This window comes from Castellaniella sp. FW104-7C03, from assembly GCF_040276085.1.
In the GTDB taxonomy this organism is placed as follows: Bacteria; Pseudomonadota; Gammaproteobacteria; order Burkholderiales; family Burkholderiaceae_B; genus Castellaniella.
Genome location: NZ_JBELOK010000008.1, coordinates 127,580 through 144,219, shown reverse-complemented (window position 1 = coordinate 144,219; position 16,640 = coordinate 127,580). Strand labels below are relative to the sequence as shown.

General features: G+C 59.5%; 15 protein-coding genes. 6 read left to right on the top strand and 9 right to left on the bottom strand.

Translation table 11 applies throughout. The annotated features are described in order from the left end of the window. Positions 1–164: 164 nt before the first annotated feature. The gene (locus tag ABS758_RS11120) at positions 165–2,621 is read right to left on the bottom strand and encodes a bifunctional acetate--CoA ligase family protein/GNAT family N-acetyltransferase (RefSeq protein WP_350382786.1); all 2,457 of its coding nucleotides are present in this window, start codon (positions 2,619–2,621) and stop codon (positions 165–167) included. Positions 2,622–2,727: 106 nt separating this feature from the next. Here ABS758_RS11120 and gltX point away from each other — a divergent pair, with 106 nt between their 5' ends. Beyond that, positions 2,728–4,143: a glutamate--tRNA ligase gene (gene gltX / locus ABS758_RS11115; protein WP_350382785.1), complete on the top strand. Its 1,416-nt coding sequence runs from the start codon at positions 2,728–2,730 to the stop codon at positions 4,141–4,143. Between the two features lie 68 nt (positions 4,144–4,211). Here the strand turns inward: gltX and ABS758_RS11110 are convergent, their stop codons facing one another. Beyond that, a complete protein-coding gene (locus tag ABS758_RS11110; protein WP_350382783.1) occupies positions 4,212–4,700 on the bottom strand; it encodes a hypothetical protein in 489 nt (162 codons plus the stop codon). Positions 4,701–4,835: 135 nt separating this feature from the next. Here ABS758_RS11110 and ABS758_RS11105 point away from each other — a divergent pair, with 135 nt between their 5' ends. The 3 genes from ABS758_RS11105 (at position 4,836) to ABS758_RS11095 (ending at position 7,171) form a co-directional block, all read left to right on the top strand. Then, complete coding sequence (locus ABS758_RS11105; protein WP_350382782.1) at positions 4,836–5,270, top strand: CopD family copper resistance protein; 435 nt, start codon at positions 4,836–4,838, stop codon at positions 5,268–5,270. Positions 5,271–5,539: 269 nt separating this feature from the next. Then, positions 5,540–6,379 carry a histone gene (locus ABS758_RS11100; protein WP_350389082.1) on the top strand — a complete coding sequence of 280 codons (840 nt, stop codon included), beginning with the start codon at positions 5,540–5,542 and terminating at the stop codon, positions 6,377–6,379. A 225-nt stretch (positions 6,380–6,604) separates the two neighbouring features. Beyond that, positions 6,605–7,171 (top strand): YggT family protein, encoded by a 567-nt coding sequence (locus tag ABS758_RS11095; RefSeq protein ID WP_350382780.1) that lies wholly within the window; start codon positions 6,605–6,607, stop codon positions 7,169–7,171. An 11-nt stretch (positions 7,172–7,182) separates the two neighbouring features. On the opposite strand, the gene ABS758_RS11090 is transcribed toward ABS758_RS11095, so the two are convergent. From ABS758_RS11090 to ABS758_RS11060, 7 genes are all read right to left on the bottom strand, one after another. Continuing rightward, positions 7,183–7,683: an outer membrane lipoprotein gene (locus ABS758_RS11090; protein ID WP_350382779.1), complete on the bottom strand. Its 501-nt coding sequence runs from the start codon at positions 7,681–7,683 to the stop codon at positions 7,183–7,185. Positions 7,684–7,716: 33 nt separating this feature from the next. Continuing rightward, the gene (locus ABS758_RS11085; protein WP_350382778.1) at positions 7,717–8,670 is read right to left on the bottom strand and encodes a carbohydrate kinase family protein; all 954 of its coding nucleotides are present in this window, start codon (positions 8,668–8,670) and stop codon (positions 7,717–7,719) included. A gap of 12 nt (positions 8,671–8,682) precedes the next feature. Continuing rightward, a complete protein-coding gene (locus ABS758_RS11080) occupies positions 8,683–9,753 on the bottom strand; it encodes a zinc-ribbon and DUF3426 domain-containing protein (protein WP_350382776.1) in 1,071 nt (356 codons plus the stop codon). Positions 9,754–9,771: 18 nt separating this feature from the next. Continuing rightward, positions 9,772–10,686 carry a 50S ribosomal protein L11 methyltransferase gene (gene prmA, locus ABS758_RS11075; protein WP_350382774.1) on the bottom strand — a complete coding sequence of 305 codons (915 nt, stop codon included), beginning with the start codon at positions 10,684–10,686 and terminating at the stop codon, positions 9,772–9,774. Between the two features lie 9 nt (positions 10,687–10,695). Beyond that, positions 10,696–12,042, bottom strand: a complete 1,347-nt coding sequence (gene accC, locus ABS758_RS11070) for an acetyl-CoA carboxylase biotin carboxylase subunit (RefSeq protein WP_350382773.1) — start codon at positions 12,040–12,042, stop codon at positions 10,696–10,698. A 3-nt stretch (positions 12,043–12,045) separates the two neighbouring features. Beyond that, entirely contained in the window at positions 12,046–12,489 is a 444-nt protein-coding gene (gene accB, locus ABS758_RS11065; RefSeq protein WP_350382772.1) for an acetyl-CoA carboxylase biotin carboxyl carrier protein, read from the bottom strand. Between the two features lie 279 nt (positions 12,490–12,768). Beyond that, positions 12,769–13,269, bottom strand: a complete 501-nt coding sequence (locus ABS758_RS11060) for a TlpA family protein disulfide reductase (protein WP_350382771.1) — start codon at positions 13,267–13,269, stop codon at positions 12,769–12,771. Between the two features lie 71 nt (positions 13,270–13,340). On the opposite strand from ABS758_RS11060, the gene mpl reads away from it, so the two are divergent. Next, positions 13,341–14,744, top strand: coding sequence for a UDP-N-acetylmuramate:L-alanyl-gamma-D-glutamyl-meso-diaminopimelate ligase (gene mpl / locus ABS758_RS11055; RefSeq protein ID WP_350382770.1), 1,404 nt, complete (start codon positions 13,341–13,343; stop codon positions 14,742–14,744). 12 nt (positions 14,745–14,756) lie between these two features. Beyond that, complete coding sequence (locus tag ABS758_RS11050; RefSeq protein WP_350382769.1) at positions 14,757–16,637, top strand: ribonuclease catalytic domain-containing protein; 1,881 nt, start codon at positions 14,757–14,759, stop codon at positions 16,635–16,637. The last annotated feature ends 3 nt before the right edge of the window (positions 16,638–16,640 follow it).

Here is a 16,640-nt window from a genome sequence, read left to right as displayed (position 1 = left end):
TTATATCCCCCTGGATCGTGACATCCACCTCGCGGCTTGCACGCCGCTCGGATGAATCAGGCACAAAATAGTCCTCAGAGGGAGTTATATCCCCCTGGATCGTGACATCCACCTCGCGGCTTGCACGCCGCTCGGATGAATCAGGCACAAAATAGTCCTCAGGACTATTTTGTGTCCAGATTCATCCAAATCCTCCGCGTTGTGGGGTCTTCTTCGTCGGCGTCGTTTTGCAGGCCGAGGGACGTCATCAGGCCGATCATCGCACGGTTGCTGGCCAGAACGATGCCTTCGATGTAACGCAAGCCTTGTTGACGGGCTACCTGAAACAGGCTTTGCATGAGCTCGCCACCCAGGCCACGGCGCTGCCAGTCGTCGGCAATCACCAAAGCATATTCGGCGCCTTGCCCATCGGCATTGCGCAGGTAATGGGCAAAACCCACGATGCGCTCGCGCAAAAGGCCACGGTTTTCGGGGTTAGGTACCTGCACCGTGGCGACAAACGCCACTTCACGGTCGTAGTCGATGCGCGTATAGCGTGCCAGCATCCGTGGGGTGAGTTCGCGCAACATCGACACAAACCGCATGTAGCGGGATTCATCCGACAAGCCGCGAATAAACTCTTGCAACAGGGTTGCGTCCTCGGGCCGGATCGGGCGTAACAGCCATTCCTGGCCGTCGGGCATCACCATCGGGCGCACCAAACGGCGCGGATAGGGATGAATGGCCATGTGGCGATAGGCCTGGTTTTCGGGCCGCTCACCATCGTAATTGGGGTCGATCTCAACGCGGATCTCGTCGGCGAAAAGACTGCTGTCATCCCACCACAGGGGATTGACGGACAGGGTTTTGACACCCGGCAGCGCACTGATGATCTCGGAGATGCGTTCGAGGGACTCACGCAATTGCTCGAACACCGCCGGGGTTAGTTCGCGTTCGAGGACACGAGACCAAAACTTGCCCCGTTGAATCAACTGGCGCGCCAGATAGTTATTGAGTGGCGGAAGTTCGATCTCGCCATAGGGCGAGGCCAGGCGAGCAGGACGCCCACCGGGGCCAAACTGGATGTAGGGCCCAAAGTGCTTGTCCTGGCGCACATGGATGGCCATGGGAAGATTTTGGCGGGCCGCCTCGGGCGGCTCGTGATCATCAACCCGGATGGGCACATGAAAGCAGTCGAGCAGCCAGCGACAGCTGCCGCTGTCCAGAGCGGTCTTGCCCGACATGATGGCGTCGTTGAGCAGCGTGCGGGCTTCGTCCAGACGCGGCGGGCGACTGAGCATTTCGGGGGGCAAGGCCTGCTGCGCCAGGGTTTGGTTGTAGTGATAAGACGCCAGAATAGCGTAGGCATTGGCGGCAGACTCCGGCGTGCGAAACGCCGGCAAACCGACGGCATCCAGCCGATGGCGTTGCAGACGCATCGAGGCATCACCCAAAAAGCACGAAATAATCGGCTTGCTGGCAGCCTCCGAGACATCTGCTAGGGTGCCGGCCGCCTGATCCATATCAGACAGCGGGTCGGGCGCAATCAATACCAGCACGCCATCCACATTGGGATCCGATGCGATGAGGTTCAGTGCTTGTCTTAGCCGGACGGGGTCGAGCGGCGCATGGCTGACCACCGGATTACTGACTGACGCGCCTGGCTCGAGCAAAGCGGCGAGGTCTCGGCGGGTTTGCGTACCGAGATCGGCCCGTGTAACCGGCCCATTGGGTGCAATCGCGTCCAGCGCCAGGTGCGCCGCCCCATGCCCATTGGAAAACAGCGCAATGTGGCGACCCCGCTGGTGCTTGGCGTGCACCAGCACCTTGAGCGCCGAGAACAGCTGGACAAAAAACTGGATCCGCACGGCCCCGGTACGACGCAGCAAGGCATCGAACACTGCATCTGCAGCTGTGCTGTCGCCCACCCCTTGGCGCCCGGCCTTGAGCACAATCACCGGTTTGACACTAGCTGCTGCCATCAAGGCGCTGGTGAAACGTCGTGAGGAATCGGCTTCTTCGAGATACAGGACAATGCTGTCGGAGCGGGAATCCATCGAAAGATACTCGAGGACCTCGGCCACGGTTACGCCGGACGTGTCTCCTGTGGATACGACGGCAGAAAACCCCAGATGGATGTCTCCTGCCCAATCCAGTACAGCGGCAGCTACCATGCGCGACTGCGCCACCAGCGCCACACGGCCCACGGGCGCACCCTTGCCATCCAGCCCGAGGTTGAGACCAAGATGGGGCCGCTGGATGCCCAACGCGCCTGGCCCCAGCACGAGACAGTCGTTCATGCGGCCCCAGGCCTGGCAATACGTACGGGTCTCGATGGGATCGGCAGACGGCGTCTCGTGTGGCAGCAAGACCAGCGAGCGCGGCCGATAGCGGCGCAAATCGCCCAGGGCGGCCGGCAGGCGGGCCGGATCGAGACATAACAAGGCCATATCCAGCCGTTGGTCTGGCTGGAGATAATCCAAAGTGGCAGGCAATTGCCACTGACCGCCGGCGTCTACCGTGACACCCGTAACCCGCCCCCGCAACAATGGAGGGGGCGCCTGTACAACCGGAAGCTCTCGCGAACTAAGCACGAGCAAGGAACGCGGCTCGAAAAGAGCTGCCAGGCGATGACGCAACATAAAAAGAACCCCGGGCCCCTGAAAAGATCGTGTCCTTTAAAATACACGATTTACCCCCTGATTCTACAGGGCCTTTGCTTCAAGCCCTATTACCGCCACTGACACCATGACCGCCACTGCCTCGCGCCCCGTGCGCACCCGTTTTGCCCCATCACCCACTGGCTACCTGCACCTAGGCGGCGCCCGAACCGCCCTGTTTTCGTGGGCATTTGCGCGTCACTACGGGGGCAGCTTTGTGCTGCGCATCGAGGACACCGATCTCGAACGCTCAACCCCCGAGGCCGTTCAGGCGATTCTCGACGGCATGCAATGGCTGGATCTGTCTGCAGACGAAGGTCCCTACTACCAGATGCAGCGCATGAGCCGCTACCGCGAGGTAATCGCGGACATGCTGGCCAAGGGCACTGCCTATTATTGCTACAGCACCCCTGCCGAGGTAGAGGCCATGCGCGAGAAGGCCCGCGCCATCGGCGCCAAGCCTCGCTACGATGGCACCTGGCGCCCCGAGCCCGGCAAAACCTTGCCGCCGGTTCCGGACAGCATCCAGCCTGTGGTGCGATTTCGCAGTCCCCAAATCGGCGTCACGGCCTGGGACGATCTGGTCAAAGGCCCCATCAGCTTCGACAACCAAGAGCTGGACGATCTGGTGATTGCCCGCCCCGACGGCACCCCCACATACAATTTTTGCGTGGTGGTCGACGACTGGGACATGCAAATCAGCCACGTCATCCGGGGTGATGACCATGTCAACAACACGCCACGACAGATCAATATTTTGCGGGCACTCGGTGCCGAGCCCCCTTGCTATGGCCATGTCCCCATGATCCTCGGGCCCGATGGCGAAAAACTCTCCAAGCGTCATGGCGCCGTCAGCGTCATGGAATACGATCGTCTGGGATATCTGCCGGAAGCCATGATTAATTATCTGGCTCGCCTGGGCTGGAGTCACGGCAACGACGAGTTGTTTACCCGCGAGCAGTTTGTCAGTTGGTTCGACCCTGCCCACCTCAGCCGCTCCGCGGCCCAGTGGGATCCCAAAAAGCTGAACTGGGTAAATGCCCACGCTCTGCGCCAGCTAAGCCCGCAAGATCTTGCTGAACGCGTCGCACCCCGAATCCTGCGGCGCGGCGGCTCGCCCGGCAACACCGATCTCATCGCCGTCATGGAGCTGCTGCGCGAGCGCAGCGAAACCCTCGAAGATCTTGCCGAAGGCGCTCTATTGTTTTGCGGGCCCTACACACCGGCAGATACCGCCCTGCGCGCCGAAGTTCTGGATGAGGCAGCCTTGGGGCTGCTAGGGCAGTTTCATACCCAGGCGCAAGCGCTGCCCGACTGGACCGAAGCCGGGCTGGACAGCCTGATCAAGAGCATTCTTAAAACAGCAGGCGTAAAAATGCCCAAGCTTGCCATCCCCTTGCGGGTGGCGGTTACCGGGCAGAAGCACACGCCGTCGATCAGTGCAGTGCTGTCTTTGTTGGGCCGTCATACGGTCTTGCAACGCCTGGCCGACACCTTGGCTTAAGCAAGTTGCACTCACCAGCGCCTGCGGCACGCCGCCAGGATTGGTGGGACATGACAACAACCAGCCAGCTAAAACGGCAAACGGTACCCGGGAGACATCCGCTTGGCGCGGATGGTGCCTTGCCCGCCTTGCAAAAGCAACTGGCTGGCATCCGCACGGAGCACTTGCACACGATTGGTATAGATGGGGTCTTCGAGATTGACCGGCACCCCATTGGACAGCAAGGTACGCAGCACCAGGGTCTTGCCTTCTCTGGACCAGCAGCCTGATTCTTCGAGACCCTGAGAGGGTGATCGCGGGCGCTTGATCTGCTCGACATACATCATGGTGCCATCAGGCTTGAGCGTATACAGCGTACGCAAGGCCCCCGCTACGCCCTTTTGCGCTGTGACGGACAACCAATTGCCCACCAGCGCGTCTCCGGGTGTCGCGGCCACGCAAGCCGGCGGTGCTTTGGGTGCAGCGGTACTGGCTGTCTGGCGGGTAGGTGCGCACGCTGACAACAAGGCTAGCGCGGCAACCCCAGCAGCCATACTGGAAAGACGAACGAATCGCATTGCTTGAATCCTATTCATGACAACTGTCATCCAATGCCCTCGACCACAACAGGGCTGCTCGCACCCGGAGCGCACGAGCAGCCTACAATTTTTTTGTGCCTGTGTGGTTTACAGGGAAATTCTTATTCTACTGACATGAGCCATTCTGTACTTGTCACATTGCATCTGTTTGCCGCAATTATATTTGTGGGCACAGTCTTCTTCGAGGTGCTGATTCTCGAGGGCATACGCAAGCCTCTGGGGCACGAAGCCATGCGCAATGTCGAGATCGCCATCGGTCGGCGCGCACGCCGCATCATGCCGTTCGTGATGATAGTGTTATTTGGTGCAGGTTTGACCATGGCCTGGCAGTTTCGTGAAGCATTGGCTCAGCCCTTTGGCAGCCACTTTGCCACGCTGCTCTGGATCAAAATCATATTGGCATTCAGTGTGCTGGGGCATTTCATTTTTGCAATCACGATGAGCGGCACCGGGCGGCTGAAATCCCGCCATTTCAAGCTCATCCACATCAGTGTGTTCTTCCATGTAGTGCTGATTGTGTTTCTGGCCAAAGCGATGTTTTACCTGTAAATAATATGTCGCCGCCCAAGCGATATCTTTCCTGAAAACAGTCTCTGATAATAAAAACGCATCATTTTCGAGACAAGCAGCCTTTCTGATGCCGAATAATGGCCATATTCAAGCCAATAAGGCTTGGAACCCTATCTACCTTAAGATAGACTTGAAGGCGTGCAATATTCATGATATTGCACGCCTGCGCCATTTGAGATGGGCCGCACCGGATGTGGGGGCCATATCAAATGGGTGGACCTTTCCTATTGCCCCCAAGGAGCACGACAATGGCACTTGCCAAGAAAGCCGCAGCCACCCCAGCAAAAAAACCCGCCTCAAGCAAATCCACCACAAAACCCGCTGCAAAGGCTGCGCCTAAAAAGGCCAGTGCAGCACCCAAGGCAGCTGCCGCCAAAACAGCTGTCAAAAAACCCGCCGGCGCTGTAAAGGCACCTGCCGCAGCCAAAAAAGTAGCCACAGCTAAAACTGCCGCCAAAAAACCGGCCGCACCCAAAAAAGCAGCCAGCAAGCCGGCTACTTCCAAAACTGCAGCCAAAACAGTTGCAAGCAAAGCGGCAGCCAAGCCCACCGCCAAAAAATCTGCAGTAAAACCCGCAGCCAGCAAAGCAAGTGCAGCAAAAAAACCAGCAGCTAAAGCAAGCACCGCCAAGGCAGCAGTGGCCAAAAAGCCAGTAGTCAAAACCACTGCCAAAGCCAAGCCAGCAGCGGCAAAAAAAGCAGTTGCCAGTAAAGCACCCAGCAAGGCAGCCTCTGCAAAAGCAGCGGCCAGCAGCAAAAAACCCGCCAGCGCCAAGCCAGTAGCAAAAAAGGCGGGCACCAAAGCTGCGGCACCCAAGGCAGTTGCATCAAAAGCAGCCAGCGCTAAAGCAGCAGCGCCCAAAAAAGCTGCAAGTGCTAAAGCCACGCCAGCAAAAAAGGCTACCACCACTAAACCAGCAACTAAACCAGCAGCTAAACCGGCAGCTAAACCTGCTGCTAAAGCGGCTGCCAAAAAACCGGCAGTGCCCAAAAAAGCAGCCGGCAGGTCTAAAACACCGGCCGAACCCGCACGAACAGATGCAAACCCGGCGGGCAACTGGCCTTTTCCGCTTAACAGCCGCCCATAAAGGAAAACGCCCTGTGGTGCTGCTAGCCACATTACGGCATTACCCGCGCGCAATGGCACATCGTTTTTAAGTGCTATTGCGCGCGGGTTTTTCTGGCACTGCCAGACGGCCATAGGCCTTTTTACGAGCCAGTCGCCTGTGATCACATTTTTTTGATACCCCAACTTGCTGCCCGGTTTCAGCTAATGAGACAATGGCCTACCTGACGCTGCCCGAGAACACCGCATGCTCCGTGACATCCTGATCTTTCTGATCGATATCATTTTTTCGCTGTTTGGCATTGCCCTGATCCTCAGGGCATGGATTTTTGCGATCCGCCTGCATCCGTTCAATCCTTATTCGCAGGCAGTGCTGCGGGCCACCGACTGGCTGATCCAGCCAATCCGGCGCATCATCCCCGTCAGTGGGCGGCTGGATTGGCCCAGCATATTGGCCTGCTGGCTGACAGCCATCGTGTACTTGCTGCTTACCTGGCTGATCGCCATGGGAGGCATGTTGCCGCCGGCATCTGCCATTGGTGGCGTTTTGCTCAGCGGCCTGTTGATCGGCCTGAAGTGGGCATTTAACGTCATTGTGTGGGTCACGCTGATCCAGGCGGTGCTGTCCTGGATCAACCCGCTGTCACCAGTGATGCCGGTGCTGTATACCCTAACCGCCCCATTGCTGGATCCCATCCGGCGCATGCTGCCCCGCATGGGTGGGCTGGATCTGTCGCCGCTGGTGCTTCTGGTGGTGGCCCAGATCGTGATGATGATCCTGAACCACCTGGCGTTTTCGTCTTTTGGGGTTTAGCCGGCCCCAGCTTACATGGGCACCACGCGGGTGGGCCCACCACCGCTAATCACCTGAACCCGCTGCCCCGAGCTTAGCTGGATATCGTTTGCCTGCGCGATAACGCGGGTTTCGCCGTTATCCAGACGCACGGTGATCTCCAGCCCCTGGGTTTTGCCCACCTGGTTTTCGACGGCATTACCGGCCAGCCCGCCCAGCAAGGCCCCACCAATAGAGGTGAGGATTTGCCCACGGCCACCACCGATGGAGCTGCCGGCCACACCGCCAAGCGCGCCGCCAGCCAGTGCCCCAATACCAGACGATTTATCTGACTGGATCACAATGGGGCGCACGGACACCACGGTGCCATAACGAACGATTTGTTCTTGCTGGGCCTGGCCGTAGGTATATACCGAGCCCGAGGCAGACTGGTTGGCGCACCCGGCCAATGCCAGCAGTGAAACAGAGACGCCCAGCGCAGCGGCAAGCCGCACGGCACGCCGCGGAATGACAGAAATGGTAGAGATCGCCATGAAAGGACTCCTGCAATGGCTGATAACAGTAGATCAGGCGATGCTGCCTGCACCAACACCGTAGTGTTGATCAAGGACCGCCATGATTTGATCACGAGAAGGGCTATGATTTTGCGGGCCTTGGCTTTCGATTTTAAAGCCACCCATCACATTAGCCAAACAACACGCATCGGGCAAAGGCCAGCCATTGACCAGGCCATACAGCAGGCCCGCCCGGTGCGCATCCCCACAACCAGTGGGGTCAACCACCCGGCTGACGGGTGAGGGCTTGATGGAAATTTCCTTACCTTCATGGTACAGCGTGGCACCTTCGGCGCCGCGTGTTACCACAGCTGCTTTCAGCCCTGCGGCAATCGCGGTGATGGGCTGGCCCATGCGATCTTCGATGACGCTTGCCTCGTAGTCGTTGGCCGTCAGGATGCTGGCCATCTCAAGCATCTGCCTGAGATCTGCGCCATCAAACAAAGGCATGGCTTGCCCGAGGTCGAACACAAACGGGATCCCCGCAGCATGCAGCCGCCGGGCATGCACAAACATCCCGTCTTTGGAGTCGGGCGAAACAATGGCCCAGCTGGCGGCATGACCTGTGAGGTCGTTGTCGGCGGAGTACTGCATCGCACCCGGGTGAAACGAAGCAATCTGGTTATTTTCTTGGTCGGTGGTGATGTAGCACTGGGCAGTATAGGTATCCGGCAGAACACGCACCAGGCTGGTGTCGATACCCAGGCTGCGCAAGCGCTGCAGGTAGTCGTCCGCATCCTGGCCGACCGTGCCAACCGGCACCGGATGCCCACCAAGCAACTTGAGGTTATAGGCAATATTGCCCGCACACCCGCCAAATTCCTTACGTAGCGTAGGCACAAAAAACGAGACACTCAGCGACTTCGGGCTGTCGCCCAGGATATGGTCGCGAAAGCGGCCTTCAAACACGGCGATGGTATCAAACGCCATCGAGCCACAAATCAGTACATCCTTGCTTTGGGTCATGAATCAGGATCCTTAAGGGTAAAAGGGATCGATCTCGTAGCCATTGACATGCAAACCGTTAATCGACAGGGGTACCTGAACCAGCACCTGGCTGCGCGCCGCAAATGGCTGGCGAACCGCATCGGCCCCCAGATAATCAATAGGGGCCAGGTTGCGCCTGACCAGCAGCGTACCAGCCCCATCCTTGAGATCCAGCACCAGCGTCGGCCACTCTTGCGGCCGGTCCGCCTGATTGCGCAATGTCAGCTGCAAAATGAAATGCTGCTGCGCTTCAGGCCCAGTGGTTTTGTCTTCCCGACTATCGGCCGACGCGGCATTACCCGTCTGTGCACCTGTCGGATGGGTATCCACTTTAAGCGCGGAATGTGTGATGGAAAGTTGATCCAGATTCCGTGCATACGGCACCTGGCACCCAAGCGACAGGCAGGCCCGCTCCAGCACTGGCCGTAGCGCCGGAACCGCTTGCGCTACCTGGCCGCGATACACATACAGTAGTTGCGCCAACAACAGCACCAGCAGCAAAAGCAGGATCAAACGTCCCAGCAACCGCCCGATGCCGCCCCACCATGAAGGCTCATCCTCGGCCATCAACGGCGCGGCCGATCCACCCTGACTGCGGTAGTCAGGCCGGGGGTCGATTACAAAGGGTCGTGCGCCTGCCCTATGGGTGTCTTGCGCCCCGCCTTCATCGAGGGTGAGGCGACCAATCGCAGGCTCGGATGCTGTGTCCCGGCGAGCCCGGAAAACCTGGGGCGTCAGGAAAGGTTCATCCCCAGACAACGGGGCCGGCGACGAGCTGAACGGCACATTGAAATCTGGCGCTGACGAGGCAGAGTCTTGTTCGGTATCCGACAGCATGTGATCCCTACCTGCCAGGGCTTGTACCGGCGAGCGCGTATGCGTGCTGGATTCAGGGATGGGGACATCTGTTGCTGAACCGGCAGCGCCAGACACGACCTCGGCGTAGCCATCAAAGATATGTGCACACTGCACACAGCGGATATAGCCCTTACGCAACTGCAGATCTGACAGGCTGGCGTCAAAGACGGTTCCGCAGCGCGGACACCGGGTTGTGAGATCCATGCCGGCGTCTCCCACTGCTTAAGCCTTTTGGCCAGCCAGGCACACCCAGCCATCACGCGCCGCCCAGACATCCAGCGCCAACCAGGGTGCATACGCCTGCGCAACCTCGGTGGCCTGACGCTCGAGAACGCCAGACAGCACCAGGCTGCCACCCGCAGAAACGCGCGAGGACAGCATCGGCGCCAGTACCTTGAGCGGATTGGAGAGAATATTGGCAACAACCACCTGCCGCGTACCGGCAGACAGGCCATCGGGCAGGCAGGCATTCAGCGCCACCTGATTGACCGCAGCATTATTGTGCGTAGACAGGACCGCTTGTTCATCGATATCCACCGCCCAGGTATCGCCAGCACCCAGCAGGCGGGCGGCAATAGCCAAAATACCAGAGCCACAACCGTAATCCAGCACGGTCTCACCGCCTTGCAGATGCTCGGACAGCCATTCGAGGCAAAGGTGCGTGGTGGGATGACTGCCGGTACCGAAGGCCAGGCCTGGGTCGAGCTCGATACGCACCACACCATCATGCACGCCGGCAGAAGGCAGGCCCTCATCTTCGCGATGCCAACTGGGCACAATCCAGATCCGCTTGCCCACCGTGATGGGGCCAAACTGCGATTGCGTCAGGCGCACCCAATCAGCATCCGGCACCGTGCGCAGCAGCCAGTCGCCCTCGGCAGGCGCGGGGCCTGCCAGGCCTTCGAGGGCAGCCAGCAAGTGTCGAGGGTCTTCGCCATCGGGCAGCAATGCCACCAGACGGTTACGCCGCCAGGCGAGTGTCTCGGGCTCGGTGCCAGGCTCGCCAAACAGAGCTTGCTCTTGTTCGGTGTCACCGTCAGCGTCCTCGAGGGACACCGACAGGGCGCCGGCGTCGAGCAGGGCGTCAGACCAGGCATCTGCCTGGTTCTCGGTGCAATTGAGGACGAGTTCTCGCATGCCCGGCCCTTAGCTTCGCTGGGCGAGCTTGTGCTCTAGATAGTGGATGCTGGTGCCGCCATGAATGAAGTTCTCATCCTGGAGAAGCTCGCGATGCAGCGGGATGTTGGTGCGCACGCCTTCGACGATCATTTCGGACAGGGCGATATCCATACGTACCAAGGCCTGCTGACGGGTATCACCAAAGGTGATCAGCTTGGCAACCATGGAGTCGTAGTACGGCGGCACGGTATATCCGGTGAACACGTGAGAATCCATCCGCACGCCTGGCCCCCCTGGCACGTGCCAGTTGGTTACCTTGCCTGGGCTAGGCGTAAATTTGTATGGGTCCTCGGCATTGATGCGGCACTCGATGGCATGGCCATGCAGGTGGATATCCCGCTGACGCAGCATGAATTTCTCGCCGGCAGCGATGCGGATTTGCCACTGGACAAGGTCCAGACCGGTGATCATCTCGGTGACGGTGTGCTCGACCTGGATGCGGGTGTTCATCTCGATGAAGAAGAACTCGTCGTTTTCGTACAGAAACTCGAAGGTACCGGCACCGCGATAGCGCATCTGGCGGCAAGCCTCGGCACAACGCTCGCCGATATGTTCGATCAGGGCGCGGTCGATGCCCGGTGCGGGCGCTTCTTCGATGATTTTCTGGTGGCGTCGCTGCATCGAGCAATCGCGCTCACCCAGCCACACGGCCTTGCCTTCGCCATCCGCCAGCACCTGGATTTCGATGTGCCGGGGATTTTCGAGAAATTTTTCGAGGTAGACCTCGGGGTTGTTAAACGCTACCCCGGCCTCGGTGCGTGTCATGGCCACCGCATTAAGCAAGGATTGTGCGTCGTATACCACCCGCATACCACGGCCACCGCCACCGCCAGCTGCCTTGATGATGACCGGAAAACCGACCTCGGCAGCAATACGCTGGATTTCGGCTGGATCATCGGGCAAGCCGCCGCCCGAGCCGGGCACCACAGGCACACCAGCGGCGATCATGGCCTGCTTGGCGCGTACTTTGTCGCCCATCGTACGGATGCTTTCGGGGCGTGGTCCGATAAAGACAAAACCACTTTTTTCAACGCGCTCGGCAAAATCGGCGTTTTCGGACAGAAACCCGTAACCCGGGTGGATAGCCTCGGCATCCGTGACTTCGGCGGCGGAAATCAGGGCGGGCATATTAAGGTAACTGTCGCGCGGCGAGGCCGGCCCGATACATACGGACTCATCGGCCAGCCGCACATACTTGGCGTCGCGGTCTGCCTCGGAGTGAACCACCACCGTCTTGACGCCCAGCTCGCGGCAGGCGCGCTGAATCCGCAATGCAATTTCACCGCGATTGGCAATCAGAATTTTTTCGAACATGGCTTAAGCGATGATGAACAGAGGTTGGCCGTATTCGACGGGTTCGCCGTTTTCGACCAGGATTTCCTTGATCACACCGGATTTGTCGGCTTCGATCTCATTGAGCAGCTTCATGGCCTCGATGATGCACAGGGGCTCGCCCTCTTTGACGCTTTGCCCGACTTCAACAAAGGCGGGCGAATTGGGATTTGGTGCGCGGTAGAACGTACCCACCATAGGTGCTTTCACCTGATGACCCTGCACGACCGGTGCAGCAGGCTCGGCGGGTGCTGCAGCCCCTGGCACCGCAGCTGCTTGCACGGGGGCAACCGCCACCGGAGCTGCGACGGCGGTTGTTTGGGAAAACTTGACGATACGGACCTTGCCCTCGCCTTCAGTGATTTCCAGTTCGGCAATACCCGAATCGGCCACGAGGTCGATCAGTGTCTTCAGCTTTCTAAGATCCATGAGAAAAATTCCTGTGTGCAGGCCCGGCACATGCCAAGCTGTTTTTATGAGACACGGGCCGCAGAAACAAATACGCCGTCGGTTCAACCCAGATTAGCAGGGAGAATCCACGACGGCCGCATCTGACGGGGGATCCAGGGTTGGTGAGGGGATATCAGACCCCGCCAAAACAACCATAAACCTGAACGCATCAGCCCTTAAGCCGCCTTTTTACGCTAAAACCACCGATTTGTCTATTAAAACAGGCTGGAACTGGATGCGTTGCCGGGAAATTGAAACTCAAAGTATCTGCTGCAGCCGGGCTTGCAAAACATCCGGTTTGAGCTCGCCAATGACGGTGGAACTTGCCCGCCCCTGCCGGTTGTACATTACGGTAAACGGCAAGCCGCCCCCCGTGTTGCCCAGCTCGCGCATCAGGGCGATACCTTGCGGCCCCGCCAGCAAAAGGGGATAGGAGACATGGATTTTTTGCAGAAACCGCTGCACATTGACGCGTGTATCGATGGCCAGACCCAATACGGTGACCTCGGGATGCCGATGATGGAGATCCTCGAGCAAAGGCATTTCGCGCACACAAGGCGCACACCAGCTGGCCCAGAAATTAAGCACCAATGGACGCCCTACATAGGCTGACAGGGCCTGTGATTGCCCCTGCAAATCATCAAAGCGGCGACCAAAGACGGGATCGGCAGGCAGCATACCGGCCTGCGCCAGCCGTGGCACGCTGCCAGCGCCCAGCAGCGCAGCTGCCGAAGCATGCAAAAATAACCGCCTGTTCATGGCACCATCCATCAAAAAGTCATGCCGGGCCATCATAGCATTGGGCCCTACAATACAGGCCGGAGGATACGATGCACGTACATATACTGGGAATCTGCGGCACTTTCATGGGCGGTCTGGCCTTGATTGCGCGCTCTGCCGGCCATCGCGTCACGGGTTGTGATGCCGGTGTGTACCCCCCCATGAGCACCCAGTTGCGCGAACAGGGCATCGAGCTGATCGAAGGTTTCGACGCCGACCAGACGCACCTGAATGCCGATCTCTACATCATCGGCAATGTGGTTAGCCGCGGCAATCCGCTGATGGAGGCCATCCTGGATCAAGGTCTGCGATACACCTCGGGACCACAATGGCTGTCAGACCACATTCTGATCGATCAGCATGTGCTGGCGGTTGCTGGCACCCACGGAAAAACCAGTACCAGTGCCTTGCTGGCCTGGATTTTTCAGCATGCGGGCCGACCGGCCAATTTTCTGATCGGCGGTGTTGCACCCGACCTCCAGGTATCCGCCAGCTATCAGCCAGAGCGCACTCATTTCGTGATCGAAGCTGACGAATATGACACGGCATTTTTTGACAAGCGTTCGAAGTTTGTTCATTACCGTCCCAAAACGGCTATTTTGAACAACCTCGAATATGACCACGCGGATATTTTCCCCGACCTCGCCGCCATCGAAACGCAGTTCCATCATCTGGTGCGCACCATTCCCGCCAGCGGCCTGATTGTGCGCCCGGCCAGCAGCGACGCCCTGGATCGCACCCTGGCGCGCGGCTGCTGGACACCCGTCGAGACCTTCGGCCCCGGCGGCCAGTGGCAGGCCCGGCAGGATCCCGACGATGATCGCCGCTGCGACATCCTGCACGAAGGTGTCTCGCAAGGCTGTCTCGAGTGGGACATGGCCGGCCGGCACAACCAGGCCAATGCCTTGGCGGCCATCGCAGCGGCTCACCATGCCGGCATCCCGGTATCCACCGCCATTGCCGCCCTGCATGCGTTTTCAGGGATACAGCGGCGCCTGGAGCTGCGCGGCACCGTGCGCGAAGTCGCCGTATACGACGACTTCGCGCATCACCCCAGTGCCATCGAAACCACCCTCGACGGCCTGCGCCGCCGCGTGGGGCCACAGGCCCGTATCCTGGCAGTTCTTGAGCCCCGCTCCAACACCATGAAACTGGGCACAATGGCCGCGCGTCTACCCGCGTCGCTGAGCCAGGCAGATGCCGTGTATTGCTACGGAGAAATCACCGGCAAACAGGCCCTGGGCTGGGATCCCGCACAGGTGCTGGCCCCCCTGGGAGACGCACTGGTCTATACCGGCCACAATCTGGACGCACTGATTGCACAACTGGCCCGTCAGGCCAGGGCGGGCGACCACATCCTCATCATGAGCAACGGTGGCTTTGGCGGCATCCATGCCCGCTTGCTGGACGCACTGGCCCAAACCCCCACCGCTTCATCCCCACAGACACACTGAGTTCCATCCTTTATGCACGTTCTCTACGAAGACGCTGGCAAGTTGAAAGCCGAAACCATTTTTTCCGAAGCAGACACCTCATTGCAAGTGGAGTCCGCCTCCGGCAAGCGCAGCAAGATCAAACGCAATAACGTGCTGTTTACCTTCGAGCAGCCCACCCCAGAGCGTCTGCTGCCCGAAGCTGAAGCACTGGCCGGCACACTCGAGCCGGATTTTCTTTGGGAGGTGGCCCCACAAGAAGAGTTTGAAGCGGCCGCCCTGGCAGAAGACTATTTTGGCCACGCACCCAGCGCCATCGAGAAAACCGCGCTCATCCTGGCACTTTCAGCTGCGCCGGCTTATTTTCACCGGCGTGGCCGGGGCACTTACCGCCCCGCCCCACCGGATATCCTCAAGGCCGCACTGGCAGCCATCGAGAAAAAACGTCTGCAAGCGGTGCAGCAGCAAGAATGGACGGACGCCATGGTGGCCGGCCGTCTGCCAGACGAACTAAAGGCCGTTGCAAGCACGTTTCTGGATACGCCAGACAAGAATTCGCTGGAATGGAAAGCCTTTGACGCCGCGGTACAGCAAGCAGGGCTCAGCCCCGAGAAACTGCTGTTGTCGCTAGGGGTATGGCCCAGCGCACTCAGCATGATGCGCCAGCGGTTTTTGGCCACTCATTTCCCCAAGGGCACCGAGTGGCCCGCAGTACAGGTAGCCGACTGGGGTCACGATCTGCCTCAGGCCGAGATCGAAGCCTACTCGGTGGACGACTCCAGCACCATTGAAATCGACGACGCCTTGTCCGTTTCCACACCCGCCCCCGATACCATCCGGGTAGGGATCCACATCGCCGTGCCCGCCCTGGCCATCACACGCGACAGCGAGTTCGATCAAATGGCCCGCAGCCGGATGTCCACGGTATATATGCCGGGCGACAAAATCCCGATGCTGCCGCGTGAACTGATTGCCGCCTTCTCTCTGGATGAAGGCCAGTGGCGGCCAGCCTTGTCTCTGTACGTCACCGGCCGCCTGAGCACTGGCGAAATCCTGGATACCGAGACCCGCCTGGAGCGCATTTCGGTGACACGCAACCTGCGCCACGACCGGCTCAGCGACCAGATCACCGCCGACGCACTGGCCGACCCCCAGGCCGAGCTGCCCTACGGACACTGGTTGCGCCCGCTGTGGCAGTTTGCACAGCAGCTGGGATCCGTACGCGACAAAGCCCGTGGCAAACCCGAGAACAACGACCGCGTCGAGTACAGCTTCGAGCTGGATGGCCCACCGGACGACCCCGAATCCATCATCCAGCTGATCCCCCGCCAGCGCAATGCGCCGCTTGAGCGGCTGGTGGCCGAGTACATGATCCTGACCAACACCCAGTGGGGGGCCTTGCTGTCACGCCACGGGGTGCCGGGTATCTATCGCTCGCAGCAAATGGGCCGCACGCGCATGTCCACGCAGGCCCTGCCACATGAATCCATCGCTGTGCCCCAATACATCTGGTCCACGTCGCCACTACGACGCTATGTCGACCTCATCAATCAGGGTCAGATTTTGGCGGCGGCCGAGCATGGCGTGTCTGCGCGGCTGGTGGCGCCCTTCAAGCCGAAGGATGCCGACCTCTACGCGCTGATTGGCGCCTTCGATTCGCAGTACACCCTGTGGGGCGAATTTCAATCGGCCATGGAGCGCTACTGGTGCGTACGCTGGCTGCAGCAACAGGGCTTAAAGGAAGTACAGGCCCATGTGCTGCGCGACAACCTGGTGCGCCTGGCCTGCGCACCACTGGTTACGCGAATCAACGGCCTGCCCGTATTTGACCGCGGCCAGGCCCTGATCCTGGACATTCTGGGCTACGATGAACTTGGACTCGACATCGATTGCCGTCTGCGCGAGGCGGTCTGACCC

What these genes read in the sequence shown, in the direction of transcription:
- ABS758_RS11120 (WP_350382786.1), bottom strand. Translation starts at nt 2,621, where the DNA reads ATGTTGCGTCATCGCCTGGCAGCTCTTTTCGAGCCGCGTTCCTTGCTC.
- gltX (WP_350382785.1), top strand. Translation starts at nt 2,728, where the DNA reads ATGACCGCCACTGCCTCGCGCCCCGTGCGCACCCGTTTTGCCCCATCA.
- ABS758_RS11110 (WP_350382783.1), bottom strand. Translation starts at nt 4,700, where the DNA reads ATGCGATTCGTTCGTCTTTCCAGTATGGCTGCTGGGGTTGCCGCGCTA.
- ABS758_RS11105 (WP_350382782.1), top strand. Translation starts at nt 4,836, where the DNA reads ATGAGCCATTCTGTACTTGTCACATTGCATCTGTTTGCCGCAATTATA.
- ABS758_RS11100 (WP_350389082.1), top strand. Translation starts at nt 5,540, where the DNA reads ATGGCACTTGCCAAGAAAGCCGCAGCCACCCCAGCAAAAAAACCCGCC.
- ABS758_RS11095 (WP_350382780.1), top strand. Translation starts at nt 6,605, where the DNA reads ATGCTCCGTGACATCCTGATCTTTCTGATCGATATCATTTTTTCGCTG.
- ABS758_RS11090 (WP_350382779.1), bottom strand. Translation starts at nt 7,683, where the DNA reads ATGGCGATCTCTACCATTTCTGTCATTCCGCGGCGTGCCGTGCGGCTT.
- ABS758_RS11085 (WP_350382778.1), bottom strand. Translation starts at nt 8,670, where the DNA reads ATGACCCAAAGCAAGGATGTACTGATTTGTGGCTCGATGGCGTTTGAT.
- ABS758_RS11080 (WP_350382776.1), bottom strand. Translation starts at nt 9,753, where the DNA reads ATGGATCTCACAACCCGGTGTCCGCGCTGCGGAACCGTCTTTGACGCC.
- prmA (WP_350382774.1), bottom strand. Translation starts at nt 10,686, where the DNA reads ATGCGAGAACTCGTCCTCAATTGCACCGAGAACCAGGCAGATGCCTGG.
- accC (WP_350382773.1), bottom strand. Translation starts at nt 12,042, where the DNA reads ATGTTCGAAAAAATTCTGATTGCCAATCGCGGTGAAATTGCATTGCGG.
- accB (WP_350382772.1), bottom strand. Translation starts at nt 12,489, where the DNA reads ATGGATCTTAGAAAGCTGAAGACACTGATCGACCTCGTGGCCGATTCG.
- ABS758_RS11060 (WP_350382771.1), bottom strand. Translation starts at nt 13,269, where the DNA reads ATGAACAGGCGGTTATTTTTGCATGCTTCGGCAGCTGCGCTGCTGGGC.
- mpl (WP_350382770.1), top strand. Translation starts at nt 13,341, where the DNA reads ATGCACGTACATATACTGGGAATCTGCGGCACTTTCATGGGCGGTCTG.
- ABS758_RS11050 (WP_350382769.1), top strand. Translation starts at nt 14,757, where the DNA reads ATGCACGTTCTCTACGAAGACGCTGGCAAGTTGAAAGCCGAAACCATT.